Source organism: Microthrixaceae bacterium, assembly GCA_016702505.1.
In the GTDB taxonomy this organism is placed as follows: domain Bacteria; phylum Actinomycetota; class Acidimicrobiia; order Acidimicrobiales; family Iamiaceae; genus Aquihabitans.
The window spans coordinates 1-25,728 of sequence record JADJDU010000027.1 but is presented as its reverse complement, the minus strand read 5'-3'; the positions used below and the strand labels follow the sequence as shown (position 1 = coordinate 25,728).

Genomic DNA, 25,728 nt, shown 5'->3' with positions numbered 1-25,728 from the left:
TGAAATGGGCATCCAAGACAACTTCTGGCCGATCGGAGGAGGCGGTGGCCTGGGGCACCAAGGCCACCACTTCCCGACCCGCGGCATCGAAAACCAGACCGATGACGCCACCCCGAACGTCGAGTTTCTTCAGTCCAGGGGGATGCGCCCGGCGACGGTGGCGACCCCGACGGGCCGCTCCGTGGCTGTGCCTCGTGGTGGTCAGCATGTACTGACGCTGGACCTGATGGCCAAGTCTCTCGGCCTGGTGCTGGCGTCGGTGGCGTCGACTGTGGCGACCACCACGCCGGGTGGCGACTCTGACCCGGCTGCATACGTTCCCGCCGACCACGACCGGTCCGCGAAGTCGTTCACGATCCATGCTGGCCGCGCTGATGTGGGGCGCGCACGGTGATATCATCACGACTACCTCGGGTGCATGGCCGAGTCGCTGAACCTCGCCCTGACGGCGAAGGGCCTGCCGGTCCTCAAGTCGACGTTCGCCTACAAGACGCTCGACACTGCGGCGGCGTCGGTCACCCCGGTCTTACCCCACTTCGTCGCATGTCTACCGTGACATCGACTGTGTGGTGTCGCTTGCTGGCAACTCTGAGTGCCTGCGCTCCGCTGACTTCACGATCCCGACCGGGCTCGACATGGAGCGTTGGCGGATCTGCGCGGGCGGCCGCGAAGCCGGTGCTGAATACCCGTGTGGAGCCGACTGGCACGCTGTCGCTGGATTACGACTCCGATTCGTGGCAGGACGCGTGGCTGGCCGGGACCGAGCTCGAAGATCTGATCATCACCTTCACCGGTCCCGAGATCGAGACTGGGTTCGACTTCTTGTTTCGGGCGACGTTCCCGCTGATCCAGCTCACCGGGTCTAGCCCGAAGGTCGGTCTGGACACCACACCCGAACAGCCTCTGCCGTTCCGGGTGCTGGACAACGGCACCGATCCGGCGTGGACGTTGGAGTACCAGACCACCGACACGGCGTACTGATGGCGCTGGTCTCTGCCGAGGTCGATGGCCTCGATGAGTTGATCGCTGGCCTCAAGGCGTCGTCTCAGGGGCTGGCCCGCGAGCAGCGCAAGGCGAACAAGAAGGTTGCTGAGGAGGTGTCGGAGTGGGCGCGGTCTGCTGCCCGCTCTGGCACCCGTCAGCAGGTCCTGGCTGCGGGTGCGATCAAGGCCCCGTGGCACTCAGTCGACGGCCCGTCTGGCGATCTCTGGTGGCCCTGGTTATGCCAAGGCTGCGTTCTGGGGCATGTCTCGCCGGACCGGTTGGTATGCGGCTGAGCGGTACCGTGACTCTCCCGCACGGCAGGCCCCGCCGTGGGTGGGGAACTCGTGGACGGCTGGTGTGGCCGGTCAGGGCCGCATGCGATCAACGATGCGATCGCTGCCCATGTCGATGAGGTCGAGGCCCTGTATGCGGCCGGTTACGAGTCCGCTCTGAAGGCGGCTTTCCCTGGGGGGTTCGAGTGAGTCAGATCACGGTTACGGTCGACGGGTCCGAGCAGGTCGTGGACCTGGCGAAGGTCACGGGGCTGGATGCGATGCAGTTCCGCATGGAGACGGGGCAGGACCTCGATCTTGCGGTGTTGGGGATCTTGGAGCGGGGCGAGGCGGTGCTACTCGCTGATCTGGCGGTGGTCCATTGGTTGTGGGTCCGTCAGTCGGTGGATGCGTTGGCGTCGTTCGCTTTGGTGGCGTCGTCGCTGACGCTGTTCCCTGCCGTGCAGCCTGAGGCCGTGGAGGTCTGAGGGGGTGGCGGGGCGCTCTCACGATCGACATTACGACGAGGGACCAGCAGACGCTGGCCGCTCTCAAGCGCGTCCAGAAGGAGTTGTCGGCTGTCGACAAGGCGGTGGACAAGACCGCCAAGGAGAGCGACAAGCTCGGTAAGTCGGCCGATGATTACGCGGCGAAACTGAGTAACGCCCGTGAGGTCGCGGGCGGGATCGTGTTGGGCGGCACGGTGGCGGTGTTGGGTGCGTCGACCAAAGCCGCTGGCGAGCTGGCGGAGGCGCAAGCCAAAACGAACGCCGTATTCGGGGAGTCGGTGGGGATCATCAATCAGTTTGCTGAGGGCGCGACCGAGGCGCTCGCCCTGTCGAAGCGTGAGGCGCTGGAGTCCGCATCCACCTTCGGGAACCTGTTTACCCAGATGGGCGTCGGGGCCGCCAAGTCGGCGCAGATGTCTAAGTCGATGATCACCCCTTGCTGGTGACTTGCGGCCTTCCACAACGCGAATCCGGTGGACGTGATCGAGGCGCAGACGGCTGCGTTCGGGGGCGAGTACGACGCCTTGCAGAAGTTTGTTCCGACGATCAACGCGGCGGCAGTGGAGCAGCAGGCGTTGGCCGAGACGGGCAAGTCGTCGGCCCGTGAGCTGACCGCCCAGGAGAAGGCGCTGGCGACCTATTCGCTGATGCTGGCCGGCGCGGGTAAGGCGTCGGGGGCGGCGGCTCGGGGAGGCTGACGGGTTGGCGATGTCGTCCAAGCGGGCGAAGGCCGAGCTAGAGAACAGTGCGGCTTCCATTGGCACGTCGCTGGTGCCTGCTGCCGCTACGGCCGCTAAGGGGATAGCGGGTCTGGCGAGTGCGTTTGGTGCGCTGCCTGCTCCGATGCAGACCGGGGTGGTCGGCATAGGGGGGCTGGTGGTGGGTCTCGGGTTGTTGGGGCCGAAGGTCGCTGAGGGTGTCGGCCTGTTGCGGTCTGGTGTTGGTGCTGTCCGTGCGTACGGGTCGGAGACGGCGACGACGGCGCAGAAGATGACGGGCGCTGGTGTCGCCGCTGGTGCGCTGGCTGGTGCGCTGGTGGCTGGTGCTGCTGCGTGGAATCAGTGGGGTGCTGCTGGCCGCGGTGCGGCGAATCAGTGGGCTGACCAGTTCGATCAGGCGAACGGTCGCACGGTTGCGGGCCTGCGCCAGACGGCCGCTGAGACCAGGGCGTGGGGTGATGCGATCAAGGAGGCTGGGGGTCGTTCGCTGGCCTGCCTGACCCTGGCGACCTGTTCGACATCGACGCTGACCGCGACGGCCGAGGCGAAGAAGGCGGCTAAGGGTCGGGCCAAGGCGTACGAGGATGCCGCCGATCGGATAGAGGAGGCCGCTAAGCGGTCTGGTATGTCGGTGGCGGACGCTGAGAAGGCGCTGGCGGCGACTGGTGTCGACCCGACGATCATGTCGGTGGACAAGCTGACGGCCGCACTGGATGGCTACCAGTCCTCGGGAGCGGGGGCCGCTGAGGCTTCGGCTGCGTTGGCCCGTGACTTGGCGGCAGAGGAGGCAGCGGCTGACGCTGCACGGTCCGCCGTCGATGGTCTGCGGTCCGCTGAGGAGGGCGTGGAGTCTGCTCGGGCTGGGGTGGCTGACGCTCAGGATCGGGTGGCTGACGCTGAGCGTGGCGTGTCCGAGGCCCGTAAGGGCGTGGCTGACGCTGCCCGTGGTGTCGCTGACGCCGAGAAAGGTCTGGCTGACGCCAGGCAGGGGGCGGTAGAGGCCGCTGAGGACCTAGCGGACGCACAGCGTGATCTTCAGTTTGGGACCAAGGAGCTGGGGGCCGCCCACAAGGGAGTCGTTGACGCTGAGAAGGATCTGGCGTCGGCGCAGCGCGACAGCAAGGCCGCTCAGGAGGATTTGACCGAGGCGTGAGCGTGCCGCTGAGGTCCTGGAGGATCTGGCGGTCTCGGCTAAGGGTGCGGTCCTCGATGAGCGCGAGGCGATCCTCGACCTCAAGGACGCCCGTGAGGCTCTGGCCGCGGGTCCTGACATTGACGAGGCAAAGCCTGGTGAGTCCGCCGATGCTGTGGCCGAGCGGGAGCGGCGCAACGCTGAGGCCCGCAAGGAATGGGCTGAGGATCGCGAGCGTCTCCAGATCCGGGTGGAGCGGGCTGAGATGCGCCTGGCCGAGGCCCAGGAGCGCAACGGTGAGGCGGCCGACGAGCTGGCTGAGGCTCAGGCCCGCGGGATTGAGCAGTCCGAGGAGGTCACCGCGGCGAAGGATGCGATCGCCGCGGCTGCTGATGCTGAGCGCACGGCAGAGGAGGCGCTAGCGGAGGCGAAGGCCCGTGTGGTCGAGGTCCAGGAGGCCCTAGCCCAGCGGGTCGTGGATGCTCAGGCCCGTGTGGTCGAGGCAAACGACCGGGTGACAGAGGCCGCTGGCCGAGTGCGTGACGCCCAAGATCAGGTGGCGGCCGCTCAGCAGCGCGTCGTGGATCAGCAAGCGGCGGTGGTCGAGTCGAGGGCCGCGGTCGAGGGTGCTGAGCGCAAGGTCACCGATGCACTTGTGGCGCAGGCGATAGCGCAGGCCGAGCTGGACACTGCGCTGGCAAACTCGAAGGGCGCTCTAGATGGCCAGATCGTCAAGCTCCTGGAACTGGCGGGGCAGATGGAGCCGGGGTCGCCGGTGCGCCAGCGACTCTTGGAGATGGCCGAGCAGCTCAACTCTCTGACGGCCCGCCCGTGGACGATCGAGCTTCAGACCCGCCTCCAGGCGGTGGACGCGATCAACCGGGCGATGGAGATCGCCTTGTCTGGGACTGATGAGGCGAACCGTGGTGGTCGTGCGATCGGTGGCCGTGTCGGAGCGGGCCGGGTGTATCCGGTGGGTGAGAACGGCCCGGAGATTCTGCGGCTAGATCCTGGCGAGTCGGGTCGTGTGTTCACGCCTGAGCAGTGGGCGGTGGATCAGCGCAAGCAGGCGGCGTTCAACGAGCGTGACCGGCGGGGCCAAGCGAAGTTGGCGGCCGGACCGCGGACCCTGAACGTGACGGTGAATGAGGCGGCTACCCCGTGGGCGACCGTCGACCTGATCGGGTCCGAGTTTGATCGGCTGATGAAGGTGGGGGTGTCGCACTAATGCCGTCTCCGTTGTCGGGTGTGTACCAGTTCGGGGTGGGGTCGTTGGTGTGCGGGGATGGCACCGCTAACCCTGAGGTGTCGTTGGTGAAGGTCAATGGGCTTGGCCCGTCTGTGTCGTCTCAGACGGCGCAACGCTCGATGTCGGCGGGTGTGGCTGTGGGTCGTGATGTTGCTGCCCCGCTCGACATCAGCCTGGATATCGAGATCTGGACACCTGGCGATGACGCGGCCGCTGGCGCGTGGTGGGTGGCGTTGGCTGCCCAGTTCGATGCGATGGCTACAGGCCTCGGGTCGTTGTGGTTGTGGCTGCCGGGGATTGGCCACCGCGAGATCGTGGGGCGCCCGATGGGCACGTCCGATGACGGGCTGTCGTCGTTGCCTTACGGCTACGTGGAGATGTCGCTCCGCTGGTTGGGGACGACGGGCGAGATGACGGTGGTGGTCTGATGGCGCTGGTCGTGTCGTGGTACCGGTCCGGGCTGGAGACGCTCACCCCGTCGGGGTGGGATGCCCGCGTCGATGACAAGGTGCTCGCCATCGAGCACGGGATGGGCTGGTCGTTCGACGCCACCGACACGACCTTGACCGACCTGGCCCTTGGTGGCTGCGAGCTGACGGCGGTCGGGTACAGCCGGGCGTCGTTGGTGACAGGCACCCCGGTGTTCTCGTCGGGGCGGTGGACGTTGCCGTTGTCGGCTGTCGTGTGGGCGTCGTGTGGCACCGCCGAGCAGGTCGCGGCGTTCGTCGGGTTCGAGGCCGGTGTCGATGACGCCACGTCGGTACCGCTGTGGGTGCTGTATGACTCGGGCGGCGCTGCGATCGTGACTCTCGACGGCACCGACCTAACCCTGTCGATGGATCTCGGTGTGACATGACCGTTACGGTCACCGCCCCAGCGGGCAACATCACCCACGGCACCCGTGGCGCGGTCTCCACCGAGATGGCATCGGCGGACCTGGAGGTGTGGATCACCTACGCGGGGTCGTCGGGTCGTGTCGCCCAGATCCCCGCTGAGCACATCGTGTCATGTGAGTGGTCCGAGCGGATGGACGCGATCGGGTCGTCGTCGGCGACGGTGGTCATCGACCATCACGCCACCTACCCCGATGATTCGTTCGTCGCCGATGACCTGTTGCGGGTCGAGCGTGAGATCCAGATCTCCTACGCCGGGCGGGTGATGCATTGGGGGCCGATCGTGTCGGTGTCCCGGTCGATCGCCGGGCCGACGCTGACCGTCGAGGTCGCCGGCCCTGAGTACTGGCTGGATGCCCGTCTGATCGACGGTGATGAGACGGTGTGGGGGCGTGAGCAGATCCGTGGTACCCGCGAGTGGTCACCGTTCCTCGACGTGACGTCGACGGCGTTCACGGCCGGGGGCCAATTCTCCTACCGGACATCCGATTGGCGGTTCACCGCCGAGGTGTGGATCAAGGCTGGGGTGCCCGACGGTGACGTGATCCTCTCCGCTCTGGCGTCCCCGTCCGCTGCTGACCCACAACAAGGGTCGATGGTGTTCGCCGGGGACCTGGCGCGTGGCCGGTGGGTGACGGCGGTGATCCACACGACGTTCACTTCCGCGTACGGGGCTGGTGGTGCGCCTAGGTCGTGGTTCATGTCTGTCGGGGGGGAGGGCGGCGCAGCCGAGGACGTGGTGGTCCGCAAGGTGTCCGCCCAGATCTCGCCCACCTCTGTCGGCATGGATGACACCGAGGTCGAGGTCGAAGAGATCCCGGTCCGTGACATGTGGATGGAAGCGTTCGCCCGTGTCGCCGACCTTGGTGTGTCGGCGTGGATCGACGGCAGCATCGACGGGGTAATGGAGGCATCGTGGCGTCGTCCCGATGTGCAGGTCATCGAGGTGGCCCGCATGGTGGTCGAGTCCGGGTACGGTGAATGCGACTTCGCTCTGACCGAGACGGTGCGGGTGGGGCGCTGCTGGGTGACCCGCGGGTTCGCCCATGACCCCGGCGACCTGACACTGACCGCTGAGGGCACGAATCCGCCTGTGGTGTCGTGGGGACATGGACCTCGGGCCTCACTCACCCGGTAACGGAGTGGGTGGTCGCCAACGACGAGGGCTTCACGGGCTCCTACCACGATGTGACGTTGTTCGGTGGGCTGGTGCTCCAGTCCTACAGCGCGGCCCCAACAGGCACCAGCGCGGACGATCTCGAGAACCGGGCGATCTACGCGGCGGCGCAGGCGTCGTCGTCGCTGTCGGAATCGTTGTCGGCACGGGTCCGTATGGACCTGGTGGCGACGCTGTGGGTTGGGGACCGGGTGCGCGTCGAGATCGACGACGGCCCGTCTCAGATCGCCGCCACATGGCGGGTCGTGTCCAAGACCGTTGATCCTGCGGCCGCGGCGTTCAGTATCGAGCTATCCCCGTGGATGGGGGCGTGATGGCCGGGTCGATCGTCTCTGAGATCGCCGAGGTGAAGCGCCGTGTCCTCACGTTGGAGCGCAGGCTGCGAGATCTGCGGATCGTGAAGTACTTGCACCAGCTCCTAGATGTCGACATCACCTACGACGGGCCAGGCGAGGTCGAGGACAACGATGTCCTCACCTATGACGCTACGGCTAAGAGGTGGGTGGCTGCGGCTGTCGACGGTGGCGGGGTGTACTCGTCTGCGTCGATCACCGGGCTGTGGGACGGGACCACGGTCTCTGGTGAGGCGACCGAGTGGAATGTTGCGACGGCAGGGCTGGAGCTGGTCGTCGTGTCAGGTGGCTCCACTCTGATCCGCGGGCTAAGGCCGGACACCGGTACCGGCCTGTGGGAAGTGATCGCGAATGTGCAGGTCACTAGCGGCACCGGCACACCGCGTGTGGAGATCCAGCAGGCGTCGACATCGGCGGGGTGGGACATCGACGGCGAGATGGTGTGTCGGCCGTTGCTGTCCGCGCACGACGACGCCACCGACGGCGGATCTGTGTCGCTGATCGTCCCGATCGGCGCTGTCGATGCCCCTTGGGTGGAGATCGACATCGACATGGGTGGCGCTACCGAGGTCCGTTACCGGCTCCAGGCGCATTGGGTGGCCCCGCTCGCTGTCGTGGACGGGGTGTGTGGTGGCTGACGTGCATCCCGACCGGGGATGCCAGAACGTGAGAGGACAGGGGTATGACGTGTGCTGGTGCTAGTTCGACGGTGACCCGCACCCGCGGGGACGACTGGACGGTGGTGGGGACGCTCGGCGGGTCCGGTGACATCACCGGTGTCACGGTCACGTCCCAGATCCGCACTCATGTCGAGTCTTCGACGGTGGTGGCGTCCTGGACGGCGACGGTCACGGACGGTCCGGGGCGTGAGGTGACGCTCACGTTGTCGGACACGTTGACCGCTGCGATCACCCCTGGCCGGTACGTCTATGACGTGCAGGTCGTGGCGGGCGGCGTGACCACCACCTATGGCGCTGGTGCGGTGCTGATTGTCCAAGGGGATGTGACCCGATGACCGACGTGACCTGGAACCCTGCGGGCGACGATGACACGTCGTTTGGCCCTCTGACCGCCCACAACGTGCTGGGCGGCCGCACCGCTGCCGACGCACACCCCGCGGCCGCTGTCTCCTACGACAACGACGTGTCCGGCCTGACGGGCGACACGGTGCAGGAGGCGATTGACGAGCTCGCCACCTCTGGTGGTGCGGTTGCGTCGGTGAACGGTGAGACCGGTGTTGTGGTGCTCGACGCCGGTGACGTGGGCGCGGTGCCGACGGCTCGAACGATCACCGCCGGGACCGGGCTGACTGGCGGCGGTGACCTGTCGGCGGATCGGACGCTGACCGTCACCTACGGCACCACGGCGGGCACGGCGGCTGCGGGTGACGACGCCCGGCTCTCTGACGCTCGCACCCCGACGGCGCACGAAGCCTCCCATCATCACGACGGTTCTGATCCACTCGATGCTGGTGATGTGGGCGCTGTGCCCGTCGAATCGGTGGGCCTGCTGCCCGGTGAGACGAACCGTGGCACGTGGGATGTCGCCGCCACCTACGCCGTGGGCGATGTCGTGTTCGAGACGGGCTCGGACCTGTACGTCGCTACGGCCCCGTCGACCGGTGCCCAGCCGTCGCTCACCCCCGGCTCGTGGGATGTGCTGGACCCGACGGGGCGGCACGTCCGCCTCGGCCCCGGCTCGTCGGCCACAGGCGACGGGTCCACCGCGATCGGCACCATATCGTCGGCCACAGGCGACGCGTCCACCGCGATCGGCACCATATCGTCGGCCACAAGCATCGGGTCCACCGCGATCGGCCTCATGACGTCGGCCACAGGCGTCGGGTCCACCGCGATCGGCTACGGCTCGTCGGCCACAGGCGACGGGTCCACCGCGATCGGCCTCATGACGTCGGCCACAGGCGACGGCGACATCAACATTGGCGACGTGTTCAGGGGTCGCGTCGACGACCCGCTCGGCGCACGCACCCCCGACGCTGCGTCCATCACCACTGGGTTCGTCGACCTCCCCGAAACCGCTGCCGTCACCAACCCCGCTGCCGACCACCAGCGGCTCGTGGCCCGTACCGACGGCCTCTACGTCCGCGACGAGACCGGCGCCGAGGTCGGGCCGTTGGGGGCTGGTGGTGCAGTTGAGCCGGGAATGGTGCCGCCAGTTTCGCCGTCCGCCTACGACCAAGAGTATTGGGACATGGCCGACGGGTCCCCCGTGGTGGGGACGTGGCACAACCAAGGAACGTCCACCGCAGCGATCAGCGACGGTCGCCTCCTGATGACATGCCAGGCTGCAGCGTCCGGGTACAACCAGCGGGCGCTGCTCACCACGCTGCCCAGTTTCACGTCCGTGTCCACTCGGATCACCGTGGGCGGCGAACTCACCAATCACTCCAACGCTGGGTTGGTGCTGTACAACAGCGGCACTGGACGCCTCCTGCAATGGCTGGTACACATCCACGGCCCAGGCAAGGACCTGGAGCTGCACAGGGCCAACTCGTTCACGTCGTTCGATTCAGCAACGACGACCACGGGCGTGTCGGTGGGTGTGGGGCACGTGTACCTCAAGATCACTAATGACGGCGTGAATCTGCGCCGCTGGGTCAGCGATGACGGTGACCTATGGATCATGGTTGGATCGGTGACGTTGGCGTCGTGGATCGGCAGCGTGACCGGGGCTGGCGTCGTGGTCGGGCAGGAACACGCAGGGATCGCCGTCACCGCATCGTTCGACTTCCTGAGATTCACATGACCACGGATTGATTGGCACCATGGACCACGACGGCACCATCAAACGTCTACGCCAACGGCTCGACGCAAACCGGGACTACCTCGCCCTCGCCACCCCGACCGCCGCACAACAGCGGGCGCAGGTCGCACGGCTCACCCGCGAAACCAACGCCCTCATCCGACTGGTGCTCGACCTGCTCGACACCGACGACACAGGAGACTGACCATGCTATTCACTCGCTCAGCCATCGTCCGTGCCGTGCGCACCGCCGCCCAGACCGCCATCGGTGCCATCGGTGCCGCCACCCTCGTCGCCCAGGTCGATTGGCCGCTCGTCGCGTCCACCGTCGTGCTCGCCACGATCCTCAGCCTGCTCACCTCGCTGACCGGGCTACCCGAGGACGCGGAGCGGTGACCACCTGGCTCGACGGGTGGAATCGCATCGAGGGCAACGACTCCGGGTCGTGGGCCAGCGGACCAACCCGCCCCAAACTGCTGCTGCACACCACCGAAGGAAGCTCCATCGCTGGTGCCGTAGGTGCGTACAAGGCCAACAACTCGTGGCCTCACGTCACCGTTGACCCGATCCGCAAGACCAGAGTGCAGCACGTCCCGCTCACCAAACCGGCACGGGCGCTGCGCAACTCCGCCGTGCCGGGCGAAACGAACCGGGCACCGACCGTCATCCAGGTCGAGATCGTCGGCCGGGCCGCAGAATCACACGACTGGTCCGAGGCTGCGCTCGTCTGGCTCGGCCGCGAGGTCGTTGGCCCGCTGTGCACTGCCGCCTCAATCCCGCTAGTGGCCCCGAGGGAGTTCCTCGGCACCAAGGCCGGGCACACACTCGCCAGCGTCACCGCCAAGCAGCGTCTCACCGCCGCCCAATGGCGCGACCTGTCCGGCATCCTCGGCCACCAGCACGCCCCAGAGAACACGCACTGGGACCCTGGCGCGCTCAACATCGGGCGCATCATCCAGGCCGCCAAAGGCTACGGCCCGCTCTACCCCAGCACCCCCACCGGACCATCCACCGAGGACACTGACATGACCGACGCTGACCGCAAGATGCTCGCCGACGCCCTCGCCGAAGCCCGCGCCGCTGGCCTCCGTGCCGCCCACTGCGAGCAGCTCCTCGCCGAGCAGGCCGAGCAGCTCAAACAGTTCTACGGCTCGCTCCGGGGTTGGCTGGTGGCCATCGCAGAGAAGGTGGGTGCCTCCCGAGACGACGCCATCCGCAACGACCCCCACGCACAACGGTGACCGCCGACGTGGCCCCGTGGCTCATCACCCTGAGGGACTCAGCGATAGCGGTCGGTGCTGTTGCCGGTGCGCTCGTCACCATCGCAGCCGCGGCGAAACTCCCGCTCATCTCTAGGCCGATCCGCTGGCTGTGGGCGCACCTCGTCGCCCGACCGCTCGCCACCTGGATAGACACCATCCTCGACCCGCACACCGCACCACTCCACGACCGACTAGAGCGCGTCGAACACGAGGTGCGCACCAACGACGGCTCATCGCTCCGTGATGTCGCGGACCGCACCGAGGTCGCCATGGCACGACTCGGCAACCAGATTGCCATCGTGTCGGCCGGACTAGACGTGATCCGCACCGAATGCACCGCTATCCGCTCCGTCGACGCGTCGATCGCTGGCCGGGTGGACGACATCGCCCGACACACCGACACGGCCCGCCGCGGCCCAGACATCGCCCCGGCATGACGCCAGGCAGGGTGCTCGCTGAGCTGATCGCCCTCGACTGGGGATCGTGGGGCAAAGGCGCGACCGTCCCCGAGCTGGTGTCGGCACTGGCCATCGACGGACCCCGGCCTGCCTGCTCCGAGGTGCTCGAGGCGCTCATCTCCCCGAGGTCATCGACCGCTGGCAGGTCCCAGACACCGATTGGCGGCGCAACGACTGGCCAGTGATCGTCCCCATGATCTGACCGGGTTCCCGCCTCCCGGTCAGACGCAAAGGCCCCCGTGCTCCCCCATCAGGGGTTGAGCGCGGGGGCCTTTTGTCGCGCCAGGGGGTCAGAGTCGCCCGGTCCGCATCGCCCACGCCGCGACCCTCGGCCACGACCAGGCAGGGCCACCCGAGACCGTCCAGTCCGGCTCAGGGAGCACACCCCGCGTCCGCCAGTTGCGCGCCGTCTGGGCCTCCACCCTGAGCAGCGCCGCTATCTCCGCGACCCCCACCGCCACCGCCTGTGCCCGCGGATCCTCGTCCATCGGGCGCCCATCAGGCCCGACCACACACCGGGCCAGATACGCCTTCGACTGGCCGGGCGCGCCCGGAGCTCGTCCAGCTCATCGGCCCAAGCCTCCCAGGCGTCGACCGCGGACCGATGCACACTCAGCGTCCCGTCGGGCTCACCGCCATGGCCTGTAGCGCAGTACCGCCATTCCGCCGGCCCGGTCGCTCCGGCCATCATCGCTCGACCTCCGTGATGGCCAGGTCAGCGGCGTAGAAGGTGAGATCGGAGGCCCCGAGGGCATTGGCTGCCAGGTCCGCCATTGCCTGGCCGTACCGGTCGATCCGTGCTTGGTCGGTGCAGGTGGGCACCTCGACCGTCCACGCCTTCCGGCCCCGGTCGAAGGTGGCGGTGCCGCCGTTGAGGCCGATCCGCTTGATCAGGGTGACGATGGCGGCAAAGTCCTTGTCTCGGCTGGTCGAGATCTTCACGGTGTAGGTGGTGGTGGTGGTGGGGTTGCTGGTGTTTTCCATGTCCTGAGTATGCACCATACCTACCCCGACCGTCAACACCTAATACTCACAATGGGCCGAATGGCCTAGTCGTCGTCGGGCCGGTCATCCCCGTTCCCTGCCCCTCGGTCAGTGCGCCCCGGCGCTCCCCGGCCCTGCCACCGGGTCGAGCGCCGGGGCACCGTCGCGTCCGGCACCCTGTCACACCCCACCCGTACCATCCCCACGTGGCCCCCGCCCACTCCCCCGGGCGGGGGCCGCTGCGCGTCCCGGGCCAAGCCGCCTACCATCCCGCCATGCGTGTGGGGCGACATCGACCAGTGCACCGCCTGAGCCCGTCAAGCCGCCTGTCAAGGCGCTAGATAACGGAACCGTGGTTATGGGCGTTCGGTCACGCCGAGATCCGCCCCACCGCCGCCGCCACGTCCGAGGCACCGACCCAAGCGTACCCGGCCGTCGTCACCGGGGAGCGATGGCGCATCCCCTCCTGGGTGACCCGCAGATCAGTGGGCGATCTCTTCGGCGTCGAGCCGCAGCAGCGGCCGGTCGGGTAGCTGGCGGTGGAGTCGGAGGTCTGAGCCTCTCGCCCGTGGTGGCCCTGTTCGGTTTCGGCGGTTCGCATGCCGTAACCGTACGCCACGTCAAGAGATTTGACAACGGATTTCGGTTTAGGGGTTGACCCGCGCGATTTTGGCACGCATAGTGCCGACATGGCATCCACCCCCACCGCCCAACTGGCGGACCTGATCCTCGGGGACGCTGGGCCGCTGGAGGACTTCGTGAGGTCCCGCCGGGCCGAGGCCCGGGCGTGGCGACTGATCGCCCGGGATCTGTACGAGGCCACCGGCCAGCGCATCGACGTGACCTACGAGACCCTGCGGTCCTGGTACCCCGACGAGGCCGACGACCCGGCCGAGGCGACGGCGGTCGCATCGTGACCGCCCCCTACCAGCTGCTCCCGCCGCTCAACGAGACCGCCAAGGAGCTGGTGCGCCAGGCCCGGCTGCTCGACGCCTGCGAGGCCGAGGTCGACGCCCTCATCGAGGACCTGGAGACGGAGCGTGCCCGGCGCCGCAAGGCCGAGGCCCGCGCCAACCACCTGACCGGAGACGTGGTGCGGCTGAGACGCACCTGACCCGGCCCGGGATGCCGGGCGAGGACTGCGGCCGACCCCCTTGGGTCGCGGTCCTCGCCGGGTGGCCCGGGCCAAGGGCGATGACCCCCGGTAGCGCCGGGGGCGGGGCCCGTCAACCCCTCTGGACCGCCCGCTCGATCGCATCGAGCCCGGGCCACCCGACCCACACAAACAAGCGGCCCACCCCACGACCTCACAAGCCGGGGTGGGCCACCTAACCACCTAGGAGCATAGATGCCCCCATCAACGACCATCCGTGTCGATCTGATGCCAGGCGATCCGCCTCCCGTCATCACCGTCGGGCCTCGCACCAGTCACGGCACCATCACCCTGACACTCGACCTGCCTGGCGCTGCAATCGAGCTGGTGTGCTACGACGGCGATGGCCTCGTGGAGATCCTCGCTGAGGCCCACGACCAGGCCGCTGCTCGTGTCGCTGGGTTGCCCGCATGACCGCGGCCATCACGTCCCCGATCAGGCCCGCCGACCAGGCCCGAGGCCTCCACTGGCTGGCCCGCTGCCGTGAGTCCCTGCACCAGCACCGAGGCATCGACCGGCACGACCAGACCATGAGCGCCCTCGGTCGGGCCAGCACCAAGGCGGTGAGCCGATGACCGAGCTACCCGTCCTCGAGCGCCGCCAGCACGGCCGCAACCACAGCTACCGACTCAACGGCGACAAGCTCCCCGGCGTCACCACGATCATCAGCGACGGACTCCCCAAGCCTGCCCTGATCGGCTGGGCCGCCAAGACCATCGCCGAGTACGTCGCCGACCGCCTCGACCAGAACGGCGAACACATCACCGCCGACCAGCTCGTGGACGACCTCGCCGAGATCGCCCGCGCCAAGTCCAAGCCGTGGCCCGCCAAGCTGTCGCGCACCAAGGTTGCCGAGATCCTCAAAGGCGTCCACTGGGAGGACCGCGACCAGGCAGCCAACCGAGGTACCGAGGTCCACCGGATCGCCGAACTCCTCACCCACGGCGAAGAGGTCGAGGTCCCCGAACCGATCTCTGGCCACGTCGACGCCTACATCGCGTTCCTCGATGACTGGCAGCCAACTGACGCCCTCACCGAGGTTGTCATCGGGTCCGCCAAGCACGGGTACTGCGGGACGCTCGACATGATCGCCACCCTCCCGGGTCTCGGCCGATGCTTAATCGACCTCAAGACCAACCGGTCCGGACCGTTCGGTGAGGTGGCCCTACAGCTCGCCGCCTACCGCCACGCAGAGGTGGCACTCATCGACAACGAGACGGTCCCCATGCCGCCCGTCGACTGGTGCGGCGTGCTGTGGCTCCGGGCCGACGGCTACGACCTCTACCCCTTCGACGCCGGGCCTGCCCAGTTCCGGTCCTTCCTCTACGTCCAGCAAGTCGGCCGGTTCCTGGCGGACCAGAAAGACCGGGACCTCGGCGCCAAGCACCCCGCCATCACGCCCGCCGACGTTGCCATGGAGGCCACGGCATGACTGACATCACCATCTACGAGCACGACTCCACCTACGCCATCGTCCCCTCCGCGGCGTCCCTGGCTGACCAGATCGCCCGAAGCGACTTCGCCCCGGCCGGGCTGCGCGGCAAGCCCGAAGCGGTCATGGCCGCCATGCTCCAGGGCCACGAGCTCGGCATCGGGCCAATGGCCGCACTCGCTGAGATCGGGGTGATCAACGGCAAGCCCTGCATCAGCGCCAAACTCATGAGGGCACTCGTCCAGCGGGCGGGCCACGACCTGTGGTTTGAGGTCAAAACCAGCACCAAGGTCACCATCTGTGGCCGCCGCAAGGACTGGCCCGAAGACCGCGTCGCCAAGGTCACCTGGACCATGGATGACGCCAAGACCGCTGGCCTATCCGGCGGCCAGAACTACCGCAAGTACCCCCGCGCCATGCTGGCCGCTAGAGCCACGGGCGAGCTATGCCGGGACAACTTTGCCGACGTTCTCGGAGGCCTGTCCTACACCCACGAGGAGGTCTCCGATGGTGATCTGGTGGCCGACGCAGACGTGGTGATCGAGTCCCGCGACGACGTGGCCCCACCGGAGAAGGCGACCAGCACCCGCAAGGCCAAGAGTGCCCCGGCCCGCAAGGTGGCCGCGGCCAAGGCCACCCCCACGACCACGGTCGCCGCTCCGGTCGACCTGCCCCCACTCCCCGGTGAGGACGGCTATGGCGACATCGTGGACGCCGAAGTGGTCGAGGAATCCACCGTCGACCCTGCGGCCATCCAAACCCGCATCGACGGGCTGACCCAGGAGGACCGCCAGGACCTTGGCGAGTGGTGGAAGGCCCAGGGCATCCCGCCGCTCAAGTCGGGGAACGTGACCGCCGAGCAGGCCGCCGCCATCGGTGCAGCGATCGACGCCTACAACCCGGCGACCCCGGACCCTGCTGCCCGCAACAAGAAGATGTGGGCGATGGTGGCCGAGGCGTGGCCGTCCGATCCCGACGAGGACCGTGACGAGCTGCGCCGCCACCTGATCCAGACCGTCACCGGCCAGCGCACCAGCTCCTCGAAGGACATGGACGGCGACGAGTGGACCGCCCTCTTCGACGCCCTCGAATCGATCAAGGCCGGCACCCACTCACTGTTCCTGCGTTCCAACGGTGAATGGGAGCTGCGCAAGGCGACGGGCGGTGCGTCGTGATCCTCACCCCGCTGCCCGCTCCCGCCCGCAACGTCCACCCGCTGCGCTCCGACTACGTCGAGGTGTGCTGGACGCCCGTGGTCGGCTCGACGGCCGTGGCACTGCTGCGCCTGCTCCCGGCCATGTGGGCCGAGGCCGTGCCCGTCGAGGTGGCTGACCTGGACTTGGCGCAGCGGTTCGGGCTCGGCAAGTCCGACCGGGTGCGCCAGACCGCCCAGCGCATCGCCCGGTTCTGTGGTGGCCGCTGGGACCCGTCGTTGCGCCTGCTGGAGGTTCCGACGGCGCTGCCGTCTCTGTCGCCCGGCCAGTTGGCCCGGGTGCCCGAGTGGACACGGGCCCGCCATGAGGCCCTGACGATGGCGGTGGCGTCGTGAACGCCGTGACGTGGCCGCTGGCCTTGCCGCTGATCCTGGCCGTGTGCTTCTACGTGCTCGCCGTGGTCGAGGACCGGGCCGAACGACGAGAGAGGAACGAGCGATGAGCGATGAACGTCCGGGGTGGCATCGCCACCCGAATGGTGGCGGCTGGGTGGAGGACACGGCGACAGTCGATGAGACGGCTTACGTCGGACCCGACGCTCGGGTGTTCGAGACCGCTCGGGTGTCCGGGTCCGCTTGGGTGTACGGGACCGCTCGGGTGTTCGGGGCTGCTGAGGTGTCCGGGACCGCTCTGGTGTTCGGGGCCGCTGAGGTGTCCGGGAACGCTGAGGTGTTCGGGGCCGCTCAGGTGTCCGCTCCCCGCCATGTCCTGACCGTCGGCCCGATCGGGTCCGAGGACCAGACCCTGACCCTGTTCCGCGCTGAGACGGGGTACTGGGTGAGTGTCGGGTGCTGGCACCCGGACGGGGCAACCCTCGATGACCTGACCGCTGAGGTGCAGCGTCGAGCACCGGACCATGCGGATGAGTACGAGGCCGCGATGGCGTTGTGTCGTGTGCGGATCGCTGAATGGGAGAAGCGATGAGCGAGACCGACGACCTGGTGTCCCGTGCCCGTCGGCACGCGGAGACGCACCCGGAGTCCCGGGAACTGATCGAGGAGCTGCTGGAGGAGCTGCTGGAGGCGGTCGTCCGGTGGGCGTGCTTCGCCGCCCCGCCCCCCGTCCCGCCGTGGCCGGATGGCGTCCTGCGAGACGCCGCCAACCGGCTGCGCTGGATAGCCAACTCCGGCTACATCGAGGACCCGGGAATCAAGCGAATCATCCGCAGTTGGGCCGACGAACTGGACGCCACCCCCGTCCCGCCGTGGCCGGGTGCGGTGCTGTCCGGACTGGTCGATGAGGACGGGGTGCCGACGTGGCTCGCCCAGGCCGGGCAGGTGCGGGGCGAGCAGGTGCGGCGCCGCTCGGATCTCGTGTGGGTGAACAACGACCAGATGGTCGCCCACCTCGACACCGTGTGGGTGGAGGTGCGTGCTCCCCGGGCCGTGCCCGTGCCGGAGACCGAACGGGTGCCGTGGTGGGAGGCGGTGGGACGGGTCGGCCTGGCCGGTGACCCGTTCGTGGAGGTCGGCTCCGACGATGAGGGGCCGTGGGTGCGGGTGGTCGAGGGTGGCACGAAGCTGCACTCACCCGTCGACCCCGATGGCACCGTCGAGGTGCTGCGACAGGACGGCGACCGATGACCGACCTGATCCTCGGCCCGGTGATCGCCGCGGTAGATGCCGTTGGGCGTGGGGCGTGGGATTGGTGGATCGTGGCCGGGCTGGTGGTGGCGGTGCTGGTGGCCCAGGTCGTGGCCGTGGCGACGAGAGGCCCGATGGACGACGAGCAGGAGGTACAGCGATGAGCGATGAACGTCCGGAGTGGCATCGTCACCCGAACGGTGGCGGCTGGGTGCAGGACACGGCCCATGTCGATGACACCGCCTACGTCGGACCGGACGCTCAGGTGTCCGGCTCGGCCCGGGTGTACGGCTCGGCCCGGGTGTCCGGCTCGGCCTGGGTGTCCGGCTCGGCCCGGGTGTACGGCTCGGCCTGGGTGTCCGGCTCGGCCTGGGTGTCCGGCTCGGCCTGGGTGTCCGGCTCGGCCCGGGTGTACGGCTCGGCCCGGGTGTGCGGCTCGGCCTGGGTCAAGCACCCCCGGCATGTGCTGACGGTGGGTCCGATCGGGTCCGAGGATAAGACCATCACGGTATTCCGCTCCGACACGGGCCATGGGATCGCGGTCGGCTGCTGGTGCGACCCGGCCAGCACGGTCGAGGACCTGGCGGCGGAGGTGCAGCGTCGAGCACCCGAACACGCCGCCGAGTACGCCGCAGTGGAGGTGCTGGTGCGGCTGCGGATCGAAGAGTGGGAGGCGCAGCGATGAGCAACAACAACAACAAACAACAAGGAGAAGGCAAGTGAGCAACGTAACGATTGATGGTGTCGAGTACGCACCGGTCCGCCCTGTGGGTGGTGAGGTGCGGATCGTGATCGGCCAGCGTGGCTGGGTGTGGGTCGGGTACTACCGCCACGAGAACGAGGTGGTCACCTTGACCGGTGCACGCACCATCCGCCGGTGGGGTACGACTGCCGGGCTGGGCGAGCTTGCGGCTGGGCCGCTGGGTGAGACTGTCCTGGACCCTACTGGGATCGTGGAGATTCATGAGTTGGCGGTGGTGGCGACGATCCACGCTGATGCTGAGGCGTGGTCGGGGCATCTCGGATGACCGGGCGAGGTGTGCTGTCCGTTGTGGAGGACTCTGGCGGCTACAGCAACGGCTACGGCGACGGCGACGGCGACGGCTACGGCGACGGCAACGGCTACGGCGACGGCTACGGCAACGGCAACGGCAACGGCTACGGCAACGGCGACGGCGACGGCTACGGCTACGGCTACGGCTACGGCTACGGCTACGGCTACGGCCACGGCTACGGCTACGGCCACGGCGACGGCGACGGCTACGGCGACGGCTACGGCGACGGCGACGGCGACGGCGACGGCGGCCGAGCATGACCACCCAGGAATGCCCGAAGTGTGGTCCGGTCCCTGACGTGGAGTTGTTCGGCATCGAGTACCCCGAGCACCAGAGGTGACGCGTGGCAACCGCCAAGGCGTCTGCGAGATCAAGGAGACATGGTGAGTAGGTCGAGTGTTGTTCCGTGGTGGGGGCGTCTGTTGCCGTGGGTGCTTGCCGTGGTCGCCGCTGGGTGCCTTGGCTGGTCGCTGGGCATCGACGCGTGGACATGGGCCGGAGAGGTGGAGAGATGACGACAGTCCAGAGCCTCCACCGCAATGCCGAAACGGTCGTAGACCTGCTGGTCGACTGCGGCCCGCTCACCAAAGGCCAGATCTCAGAGAAGCTGGCATGGCCTGTCGGTCGAGTCGAGAACGCACTGCGCTACGCCCGGGACGAACTGTGCCCGGACCTTGACCTTGCCATCCCGTCACCCACCCCCGGCGACGGCTGGCGCTACCAGGTCACCACCGAGTGGCAGCCAGTCGAGGCTGGTGCCTCCCATCAGCTCGGGCACGTCGAGTCCAGGCTGCGGACGATCCACCGCGACGTGGGGCTGATCCTGCCGCATGTACCCAAGGGCTCCCGCGAGTGGCGACGAGCGAACTTCCTCAACAAGCACCTGGCCCACATGCTGGGCACCCTCAAGGAGATCAACGATGGCGAAGGGTAAGCAAGCCGCGCTCTCAGTGCAGCGGCGATACGAGGCGGCCGTCGAGCACATCGACCGGCTGACGACCGAGCTGGTCGATGCCAAGCAGCGAGCACGGGACCTCAGGGACACGGCCGCCAGGGTGCCGGCAATGGAAGCCCGGATGGTCGAACTACAGCGCCAGGTCGACGCTATGGAGTCGACCGGCATGGCTAAGTTGCGGGCAGCTCACGCAACCGATTTGTCCGCCATCTCGACGGAGCTCGACCGTGCGATTGATGAGCTTACCGCTCTCGTGGCAGTGAACTTCAAGACGGCCGACTTCAAGGCCCCGCAGACGCTGATAGACGCCATTAGTGCGGGCGGTGCTCGGTGGGCACCCGTGAGGGCCGCACTGCACCCGGGGAGGATCAACAGGGAAGCCCGGCGCGTTCTGGCGTCCGACCGCCGACTCCGGGAGGTCGACCATTATGAACTGGTAGTGCAAGAGAACGGACGAACTGACGTGGAGAATCTCCGCCGCACGGCGTGGGTGCCCGGTCGTCCAGGTGCTGCCACAGGGGTGATGCAGTGATGACCGACCTGATCCTCGGGGTCGACCCCGGCAAGACCGGCGCACTGGCGGTGCTGCACCCTCAGCTCGGGCTGCTCGACGTGCACGACATGCCGGAGGCGACCGGGCACCCGCTCGGCGCCCTGGTGGCCGACATGGTGCGGGACTACGAGCCCGACCGGTTCGGGCTGGCGGTGGTCGAGAAGGTGCACGCCATGCCCCGACAGGGCGTGTCCAGCGTGTGGACGTTCGCTGAGGGCCACGGTACCGTGTTGGGTGCGTTGGGTGCGCTCGGTGTGCCGGTGCGGCTGGTGCCGCCGTCGACGTGGAAGAGGGCGCTGGGCTTGTCGTCGGACAAGAACGCCAGCCGTCAGCGGGCGATCGAGACGTGGCCCGAGCATGTGCGGACGTTCGCCAGGGTCAAGGACGACGGCCGTGCCGAGGCGGCGCTGCTGGCCCTGTTCGGAGCTCGGCCGTGAAGGCGCCGGGAGGCCCTGGGATGATCCTGTCCGGCCCTGTCGATGTGCCTGGGCTCGGGCGCATCATCACCCTCACCCCCGCTGCGTGTCGGGCGCTTGACGCCATGGCCCGCCACCGGGCCCTCGCCATCCCTGCCCGCGAGGTGCATCCGGCCACCAGGGAACGGCTCACCGCCGACCGTCTCGCCGTCGCCTCCGACGGGTGGCTGGCGATCACCGCCGACGGCCGCACCGTGGCGGACTGGCTGGGGGCGTCGTGAGCGCCCGGTACATCATCGGTGACACGCGCGACGTGCTCGCCACGATCCCCGACGGGTCGATCGACCTCGTGATGACCTCGCCGCCGTTCCTGGCGTTGCGCTCGTATCTGCCCGCGGACCACCCGGACAAGCACCGGGAGATCGGTTCGGAGCCTGACCCGGCCACGTTCCTCGACACGCTGCTGCTGCTCACGGCGGAGTGGGGGCGGGTGTTGGCGCCGCACGGGTCGATCTGTGTGGAGCTGGGCGACACCTACAGCGGGAGTGGTGGCGCGGGCGGGGACTACAACCCCGACGGGCTGCGGGATGGGCAGAGCAAGTTCGAGGGGTCGAACCAACGGCGGGGCAAGGTCGTGGACCACAACTCGGGGCGGCGGAACCCGCCAGACACCTGGCCTCTCCCGAAGTCGTTGTGCGGCATCCCGCACCTGTACCACCTGTCCCTCGCCTACGGGCGGAACCTGCTCACCGGCGAGGAGTCCCCGGCGGGGCGGTGGCGGGTGCGGAACGTGGTTGCGTGGTGCCGTCCGAATCCGCCGGTGGGTGCGTTGGGCGACAAGTTCCGTCCGGCCACGAGCTACATGACGATTGCGACGAGGGCGCAGAAGCGGTACTTCGACCTCGACGCGGTGCGGACGGAGCACAAGCACCCCGACGATGCGTCACGCGCTCGCACGGGGCACCGCGACGCGGGGAAGGTGGGCGGTGATGGTGCGTCTAATCCCGCGGGTGCCCCGCCGCTGGACTACTGGGTGATCCCCACCGCCCCCTACAGCGGCAGCCACTACGCCGTGTATCCCCCGGCGTTGTGTGAGCGGCCGATCAAGTCGATGGTCCCGGCGAAGGTGTGCACCGTGTGCGGGGCACCATCGGAACGGATCACGTCGGAGCCGGAGTACGTGAGCACCACCGGCGGCAGAGTGGTCAACCACTTCGATGGGGACCGCAAGGGGGAAAGCGTGAACGCGTGGGAGGTCGACGGCGGCAACCCCGGGCACGTCGTGCGCTCCACCACCACCATCGGCTGGTCGGAGTGCGAGTGCCCCGACGACGGCACCAAGTGGCGTAACGGCGTCGTCCTCGACCCGTTCGCCGGCAGCGGAACCACACTCATGGTCGCCACCGGCCACGGCCGCGACGCCATCGGCATCGACATCGACGCCAGGAATGCCGACCTGGCGCTCGACCGCGTAGGACCGCTCATGCTCACCGTCGAGCACCACCCCGAGGAGGCTGCATCGTGACGGCCGGTTGGCGCGTCGCGTGATGGCGTTGACTGACGACGACCTCCCCGACGACGTCCTCGAAGAACAAGCCGCCGCCGAAGGGCTGACGGCACGGCCCAGCCGGACCCGCCAAGACGTACCCCACGACACCGACGCCGAGATCGGCGTCCTCGGGGTGATGCTCTACTCGATGACCGCAGCCGAGACCGTCCTCGGTCTCGGCCTTGAGCCCGAGCACTTCTACGCCCCGCGGCATCAAGCGATCTACACCGCCATCTGTGAGACCGTCGCCGCCGGCGAGCAACCCGATCCGGTCACCGTCCCACCGAGAGGCAACGGCAGCTTCGACGGGCGCGACCTCCTGTCGATAGTCACCCACGCTCCCCTGTCGACCAGCGCACCCGCCTACACCCGGCGGATCATCCACACTGCCCGGTTGCGGGCGCTGCTCAGCGGGGCGCTAGAAGCGGCCAACTCGGCCCGCAACGGCGACCTAGACACCAGCCTCGCCCAACTCCAGCGCCTCGCAGCCGCCCAACCCGCCGACGACGCCGGGACCACCTGGACCCCCGTCGACCTCGCAGCCGTCATCGACGGCGATGGGCCACCCGAGCCCACCATGCTCGCCCGCGACGACGGGCACCAGCTCCTCTACGCCGGGCGCGTCCACGCGTTCAACGCGGAGTCTGAATCGGGCAAGAGCTGGCTGGCATGCGCCGCCGCCGCCGAGCGTCTCACCGAAGGCGAACACGTCATCTACCTCGACTTCGAAGACCACGCCACGGGCATCGTCGGCCGACTCCGGGCCCTCGGCGTGGACCGTGACGCCATCATCGGCCGACTCCACTACGTGCGCCCAGACGACCCGATCGACCCGGTGGCCATCGCCGCACTAGAGCGGCTCCTGATCGACCACCAACCAACCCTGGCCATCGTGGATGGCGTCACAGAGGTGATGGTACAGAACGGGTGGTCGATCAACGACAACGACGACGCCGCCAAGTTCCTCCTGGCGCTCCCCCGACGGATCGCCCGTCACGGATGCGCCGTCGTGCTCATCGACCACGTGCCCAAAGACAAGGAGGCCAGAGGCCGGTACGGCATCGGGGCCCAACACAAGCTGGCCGGGGTGGATGGGGCTGTGTACCGCCTGGAGGTCACCCAACCGTTCGGGCTCGGCCGCACCGGCACCAGCCGGATCACCGTCGCCAAGGACCGGCCAGGCCACGTCCGTGGCTTCGCTTCTGGCGGTGAGACGGTCGGGACGTTGCAGCTCACCTCACGGGCCGACGGTGATGTGTCGCTAGCCATCTTGTGCCCCGAGTCAGACACACCAATAAGGACCCGCCCGACCACTCTCATGGAGCAGGTTGCAGCGGCAATCCAAACCCTAAATGACTCCGGTGTTTACCCAACTCGCAATGGCATATTGGCGGACGTGTCAGGCAAAAAGAAGTGGGTGGCCGAAGCGCTCCGGCTCCTGATCGAGGAGGGGCATGTGACGACCCGGCCCGGCCCGAACCGATCCCAGCTCCACACCCTGACCAAGCCCTACGTCGTGCCCCAGTCCCCCCGATCCGACCTCACCGAGGAGTTCTAGCCTGTGGATAACTGCCCTCAAATCCCCTCCATAACCCAGGTGGGTCCCGGTGGGTCCCAGTGGGTCCCGGACCCACCTGGTGTGGGCTCGTCCCGGGTGGGTCCCGTCACGGTGGGGTTGGGGTCTGAAGACCCCACCGAGGGACCCACCCAGGGACCCACCCAGCCGCCCACTACCCCCACCCAAAAAACTCAGGTGGGTCCCGGTGGTTGGGACCCACCTGCACTGTGGCCGGGATTCGACCCATCGAGGCGGAGTCCATACGGCGACGCCTGGCGTGATGTATGGTCGAGGCTCAACGACTCGTGGACGCCGATGCCCGAGATCGTCGCCGCTGTAGCGACGCGCACGACCTGCAAACAAAAACTGTAAGCGGCATGATCCGCGAGGCCGGGAACAACGGGCACCTGATAATCCGAGGCCGGTACTCCCGTAAATCCGATACCCGGATGATTCGGCGCAACCCACAGGCGGCAGCATGAACAACTCCGACCGAGCCAGGATCATTCTCAATATAGAAATAGCGGCCAACTGGCTAAACACCATCCCGCATGACATAAATGCAATCGTGGCCGAGAAGCACCGCCAAGCCCGAGCACAAGCGTCGATCCGCTCCGGCAGCGACGGCCGAGCACCCAAGGGCAGCCACTCCGACCCGACCGCCTCAGCGGTCATGTCCTCAGCCGAAGCGATCGCCGACGCCGACGAGTGGACCCGAGAAGCAGACGCCGCCCTCGCCCTGCTGGATGAGACCATGGCGTGGCTGCTGGCCAAGTGCGGGACGATCCAGCGCGCCGGGCTGCGGCCAGAGCCACCACTAGCCCAACCCAAGCGGCAGGCCTGCGCCAACTGTGCCCGCTTCGGGCTCGACGTCGACCTGGCCGACAGCGGCGGTCGTCTGTGCGGCCAGTGCAAGACCTTCCGCCGCAACCACAAGGTCATGCCCCATGAGGCGATCTGTCGGGCATGGGCCAGCGGCACCAGCCGCATCACGCCGGGCCTGATCGCTGAGGCCAAAGCCCACGCACAACGCAAGCGCCGAGCCTCGTAGCCTCGTGGTACTTGCAATGCGCTGACCTGCATGATAGGTCTACAGCAGTTGAGTGCGACCCGTGGCCCTGCGCCCGGGTCACTCTTGCGTTACCGGGGAGGCTGACCGAATGGTCCACCCGCTCAAGTCCCACGCTCGGCGCAAGCTCATAGCTCACGTTCGGGCGACGCAACCGTGCTGCCACCTGTGCGGTCTGCTCATCGACCTCGACGCTGACCACCAGCGGGCACCGCTCGGATCAGCACTCGATGAGCTGGTACCTCGTGCTCATGGCGGGTCATGCACTGACCCTGCCAACGTGCGGCACGCCCACCGGCTGTGCAACAGCATCCGAGGGACCAAGACGATCACACCTGACCTGCGCAGACGCTGCCACGCTGCGGTGATCGATGTCCTGCAACCGTCCGTCGTGCGCCGGAGCTGGTGACGGGGCCACCGTTTCTTTGGTTATCCA

The 25,728-nt window shown here is 68.0% G+C and carries 42 protein-coding genes; 38 read left to right on the top strand and 4 right to left on the bottom strand.

Going from position 1 to position 25,728, the window contains the following annotated elements; all coding sequences use genetic code 11:
- The 21 genes from IPG97_16815 to IPG97_16715 all read left to right on the top strand — a co-directional run.
- On the top strand, nt 1–394 hold a 394-nt coding region (locus IPG97_16815; GenBank protein ID MBK6858161.1), incomplete at its 5' end, for a hypothetical protein.
- Nucleotides 395–418: 24 nt separating this feature from the next.
- On the top strand, nt 419–556 hold the full coding sequence (locus tag IPG97_16810) for a hypothetical protein (protein ID MBK6858160.1): 138 nt from the start codon (nt 419–421) through the stop codon (nt 554–556).
- Nucleotides 557–675: 119 nt separating this feature from the next.
- Nucleotides 676–981 carry a hypothetical protein gene (locus IPG97_16805; GenBank protein MBK6858159.1) on the top strand — a complete coding sequence of 102 codons (306 nt, stop codon included), beginning with the start codon at nt 676–678 and terminating at the stop codon, nt 979–981.
- Nucleotides 981–1,277, top strand: a complete 297-nt coding sequence (locus IPG97_16800; protein MBK6858158.1) for a hypothetical protein — start codon at nt 981–983, stop codon at nt 1,275–1,277. The genes IPG97_16805 and IPG97_16800 overlap by 1 nt, the downstream gene beginning before the upstream one ends.
- Before the next feature lie 185 nt (nt 1,278–1,462).
- Complete coding sequence (locus tag IPG97_16795) at nt 1,463–1,744, top strand: hypothetical protein (GenBank protein MBK6858157.1); 282 nt, start codon at nt 1,463–1,465, stop codon at nt 1,742–1,744.
- A gap of 83 nt (nt 1,745–1,827) precedes the next feature.
- Complete coding sequence (locus tag IPG97_16790) at nt 1,828–2,211, top strand: hypothetical protein (GenBank protein MBK6858156.1); 384 nt, start codon at nt 1,828–1,830, stop codon at nt 2,209–2,211.
- A 33-nt stretch (nt 2,212–2,244) separates the two neighbouring features.
- Entirely contained in the window at nt 2,245–2,463 is a 219-nt protein-coding gene (locus tag IPG97_16785) for a hypothetical protein (GenBank protein ID MBK6858155.1), read from the top strand.
- A 4-nt stretch (nt 2,464–2,467) separates the two neighbouring features.
- A complete protein-coding gene (locus tag IPG97_16780; protein ID MBK6858154.1) occupies nt 2,468–3,637 on the top strand; it encodes a hypothetical protein in 1,170 nt (389 codons plus the stop codon).
- A gap of 154 nt (nt 3,638–3,791) precedes the next feature.
- Nucleotides 3,792–4,844 (top strand): hypothetical protein, encoded by a 1,053-nt coding sequence (locus IPG97_16775; GenBank protein MBK6858153.1) that lies wholly within the window; start codon nt 3,792–3,794, stop codon nt 4,842–4,844.
- The gene (locus IPG97_16770; GenBank protein ID MBK6858152.1) at nt 4,844–5,293 is read left to right on the top strand and encodes a hypothetical protein; all 450 of its coding nucleotides are present in this window, start codon (nt 4,844–4,846) and stop codon (nt 5,291–5,293) included. The genes IPG97_16775 and IPG97_16770 overlap by 1 nt, the downstream gene beginning before the upstream one ends.
- Complete coding sequence (locus IPG97_16765; GenBank protein MBK6858151.1) at nt 5,293–5,721, top strand: hypothetical protein; 429 nt, start codon at nt 5,293–5,295, stop codon at nt 5,719–5,721. The genes IPG97_16770 and IPG97_16765 overlap by 1 nt, the downstream gene beginning before the upstream one ends.
- Entirely contained in the window at nt 5,718–6,896 is a 1,179-nt protein-coding gene (locus tag IPG97_16760) for a hypothetical protein (protein ID MBK6858150.1), read from the top strand. Before IPG97_16765 ends, IPG97_16760 begins: the two co-directional genes overlap by 4 nt.
- 8 nt (nt 6,897–6,904) lie before the next feature.
- Nucleotides 6,905–7,249: a hypothetical protein gene (locus tag IPG97_16755; protein ID MBK6858149.1), complete on the top strand. Its 345-nt coding sequence runs from the start codon at nt 6,905–6,907 to the stop codon at nt 7,247–7,249.
- Nucleotides 7,249–7,926 carry a hypothetical protein gene (locus IPG97_16750; GenBank protein MBK6858148.1) on the top strand — a complete coding sequence of 226 codons (678 nt, stop codon included), beginning with the start codon at nt 7,249–7,251 and terminating at the stop codon, nt 7,924–7,926. The genes IPG97_16755 and IPG97_16750 overlap by 1 nt, the downstream gene beginning before the upstream one ends.
- A gap of 71 nt (nt 7,927–7,997) precedes the next feature.
- Nucleotides 7,998–8,303, top strand: coding sequence for a hypothetical protein (locus IPG97_16745; protein MBK6858147.1), 306 nt, complete (start codon nt 7,998–8,000; stop codon nt 8,301–8,303).
- A complete protein-coding gene (locus tag IPG97_16740; protein ID MBK6858146.1) occupies nt 8,300–10,054 on the top strand; it encodes a hypothetical protein in 1,755 nt (584 codons plus the stop codon). The genes IPG97_16745 and IPG97_16740 overlap by 4 nt, the downstream gene beginning before the upstream one ends.
- A 19-nt stretch (nt 10,055–10,073) precedes the next feature.
- The gene (locus IPG97_16735) at nt 10,074–10,256 is read left to right on the top strand and encodes a hypothetical protein (protein ID MBK6858145.1); all 183 of its coding nucleotides are present in this window, start codon (nt 10,074–10,076) and stop codon (nt 10,254–10,256) included.
- Between the two features lie 2 nt (nt 10,257–10,258).
- A complete protein-coding gene (locus IPG97_16730) occupies nt 10,259–10,447 on the top strand; it encodes a hypothetical protein (protein ID MBK6858144.1) in 189 nt (62 codons plus the stop codon).
- The gene (locus IPG97_16725; protein ID MBK6858143.1) at nt 10,444–11,292 is read left to right on the top strand and encodes a hypothetical protein; all 849 of its coding nucleotides are present in this window, start codon (nt 10,444–10,446) and stop codon (nt 11,290–11,292) included. Before IPG97_16730 ends, IPG97_16725 begins: the two co-directional genes overlap by 4 nt.
- Complete coding sequence (locus IPG97_16720) at nt 11,289–11,750, top strand: hypothetical protein (protein ID MBK6858142.1); 462 nt, start codon at nt 11,289–11,291, stop codon at nt 11,748–11,750. The genes IPG97_16725 and IPG97_16720 overlap by 4 nt, the downstream gene beginning before the upstream one ends.
- The gene (locus tag IPG97_16715) at nt 11,747–11,956 is read left to right on the top strand and encodes a hypothetical protein (protein ID MBK6858141.1); all 210 of its coding nucleotides are present in this window, start codon (nt 11,747–11,749) and stop codon (nt 11,954–11,956) included. The genes IPG97_16720 and IPG97_16715 overlap by 4 nt, the downstream gene beginning before the upstream one ends.
- Before the next feature lie 105 nt (nt 11,957–12,061).
- On the opposite strand, the gene IPG97_16710 is transcribed toward IPG97_16715, so the two are convergent.
- The 3 genes from IPG97_16710 to IPG97_16700 form a co-directional block, all read right to left on the bottom strand.
- Nucleotides 12,062–12,259, bottom strand: a complete 198-nt coding sequence (locus IPG97_16710) for a MarR family transcriptional regulator (GenBank protein ID MBK6858140.1) — start codon at nt 12,257–12,259, stop codon at nt 12,062–12,064.
- A 199-nt stretch (nt 12,260–12,458) separates the two neighbouring features.
- Nucleotides 12,459–12,755 (bottom strand): hypothetical protein, encoded by a 297-nt coding sequence (locus IPG97_16705; GenBank protein ID MBK6858139.1) that lies wholly within the window; start codon nt 12,753–12,755, stop codon nt 12,459–12,461.
- A gap of 370 nt (nt 12,756–13,125) precedes the next feature.
- Nucleotides 13,126–13,356: a hypothetical protein gene (locus tag IPG97_16700; protein MBK6858138.1), complete on the bottom strand. Its 231-nt coding sequence runs from the start codon at nt 13,354–13,356 to the stop codon at nt 13,126–13,128.
- A gap of 88 nt (nt 13,357–13,444) precedes the next feature.
- Between IPG97_16700 and IPG97_16695 the strand changes: the two genes are divergently transcribed.
- From IPG97_16695 to IPG97_16660, 8 genes are all read left to right on the top strand, one after another.
- Nucleotides 13,445–13,672 (top strand): hypothetical protein, encoded by a 228-nt coding sequence (locus IPG97_16695; protein MBK6858137.1) that lies wholly within the window; start codon nt 13,445–13,447, stop codon nt 13,670–13,672.
- A complete protein-coding gene (locus tag IPG97_16690; GenBank protein MBK6858136.1) occupies nt 13,669–13,869 on the top strand; it encodes a hypothetical protein in 201 nt (66 codons plus the stop codon). Before IPG97_16695 ends, IPG97_16690 begins: the two co-directional genes overlap by 4 nt.
- A 234-nt stretch (nt 13,870–14,103) precedes the next feature.
- The gene (locus tag IPG97_16685) at nt 14,104–14,322 is read left to right on the top strand and encodes a hypothetical protein (GenBank protein MBK6858135.1); all 219 of its coding nucleotides are present in this window, start codon (nt 14,104–14,106) and stop codon (nt 14,320–14,322) included.
- Entirely contained in the window at nt 14,319–14,483 is a 165-nt protein-coding gene (locus IPG97_16680) for a hypothetical protein (protein ID MBK6858134.1), read from the top strand. The genes IPG97_16685 and IPG97_16680 overlap by 4 nt, the downstream gene beginning before the upstream one ends.
- Entirely contained in the window at nt 14,480–15,340 is an 861-nt protein-coding gene (locus IPG97_16675) for a hypothetical protein (GenBank protein ID MBK6858133.1), read from the top strand. The genes IPG97_16680 and IPG97_16675 overlap by 4 nt, the downstream gene beginning before the upstream one ends.
- Nucleotides 15,337–16,515, top strand: a complete 1,179-nt coding sequence (locus IPG97_16670; GenBank protein ID MBK6858132.1) for a hypothetical protein — start codon at nt 15,337–15,339, stop codon at nt 16,513–16,515. Before IPG97_16675 ends, IPG97_16670 begins: the two co-directional genes overlap by 4 nt.
- Nucleotides 16,512–16,889 (top strand): hypothetical protein, encoded by a 378-nt coding sequence (locus tag IPG97_16665; GenBank protein MBK6858131.1) that lies wholly within the window; start codon nt 16,512–16,514, stop codon nt 16,887–16,889. Before IPG97_16670 ends, IPG97_16665 begins: the two co-directional genes overlap by 4 nt.
- 103 nt (nt 16,890–16,992) lie before the next feature.
- Nucleotides 16,993–17,478, top strand: coding sequence for a hypothetical protein (locus tag IPG97_16660; protein MBK6858130.1), 486 nt, complete (start codon nt 16,993–16,995; stop codon nt 17,476–17,478).
- Nucleotides 17,479–17,712: 234 nt separating this feature from the next.
- On the opposite strand, the gene IPG97_16655 is transcribed toward IPG97_16660, so the two are convergent.
- The gene (locus IPG97_16655) at nt 17,713–18,669 is read right to left on the bottom strand and encodes a hypothetical protein (protein ID MBK6858129.1); all 957 of its coding nucleotides are present in this window, start codon (nt 18,667–18,669) and stop codon (nt 17,713–17,715) included.
- Between the two features lie 187 nt (nt 18,670–18,856).
- Here IPG97_16655 and IPG97_16650 point away from each other — a divergent pair, with 187 nt between their 5' ends.
- The 9 genes from IPG97_16650 (at nt 18,857) to IPG97_16610 (ending at nt 25,274) form a co-directional block, all read left to right on the top strand.
- The gene (locus IPG97_16650; protein MBK6858128.1) at nt 18,857–19,165 is read left to right on the top strand and encodes a hypothetical protein; all 309 of its coding nucleotides are present in this window, start codon (nt 18,857–18,859) and stop codon (nt 19,163–19,165) included.
- Nucleotides 19,162–19,452: a hypothetical protein gene (locus IPG97_16645; protein ID MBK6858127.1), complete on the top strand. Its 291-nt coding sequence runs from the start codon at nt 19,162–19,164 to the stop codon at nt 19,450–19,452. Before IPG97_16650 ends, IPG97_16645 begins: the two co-directional genes overlap by 4 nt.
- A gap of 251 nt (nt 19,453–19,703) precedes the next feature.
- Entirely contained in the window at nt 19,704–20,126 is a 423-nt protein-coding gene (locus IPG97_16640; protein ID MBK6858126.1) for a hypothetical protein, read from the top strand.
- Complete coding sequence (locus tag IPG97_16635; GenBank protein ID MBK6858125.1) at nt 20,113–20,679, top strand: hypothetical protein; 567 nt, start codon at nt 20,113–20,115, stop codon at nt 20,677–20,679. The genes IPG97_16640 and IPG97_16635 overlap by 14 nt, the downstream gene beginning before the upstream one ends.
- Entirely contained in the window at nt 20,679–21,137 is a 459-nt protein-coding gene (locus tag IPG97_16630; GenBank protein ID MBK6858124.1) for a hypothetical protein, read from the top strand. The genes IPG97_16635 and IPG97_16630 overlap by 1 nt, the downstream gene beginning before the upstream one ends.
- Complete coding sequence (locus IPG97_16625) at nt 21,134–21,397, top strand: hypothetical protein (GenBank protein MBK6858123.1); 264 nt, start codon at nt 21,134–21,136, stop codon at nt 21,395–21,397. The genes IPG97_16630 and IPG97_16625 overlap by 4 nt, the downstream gene beginning before the upstream one ends.
- Nucleotides 21,394–22,641 (top strand): hypothetical protein, encoded by a 1,248-nt coding sequence (locus tag IPG97_16620; protein MBK6858122.1) that lies wholly within the window; start codon nt 21,394–21,396, stop codon nt 22,639–22,641. Before IPG97_16625 ends, IPG97_16620 begins: the two co-directional genes overlap by 4 nt.
- Nucleotides 22,642–22,663: 22 nt before the next feature.
- A complete protein-coding gene (locus tag IPG97_16615) occupies nt 22,664–24,223 on the top strand; it encodes an AAA family ATPase (protein MBK6858121.1) in 1,560 nt (519 codons plus the stop codon).
- A gap of 478 nt (nt 24,224–24,701) precedes the next feature.
- Entirely contained in the window at nt 24,702–25,274 is a 573-nt protein-coding gene (locus IPG97_16610; GenBank protein MBK6858120.1) for a hypothetical protein, read from the top strand.
- Nucleotides 25,275–25,728 lie beyond the last annotated feature (454 nt).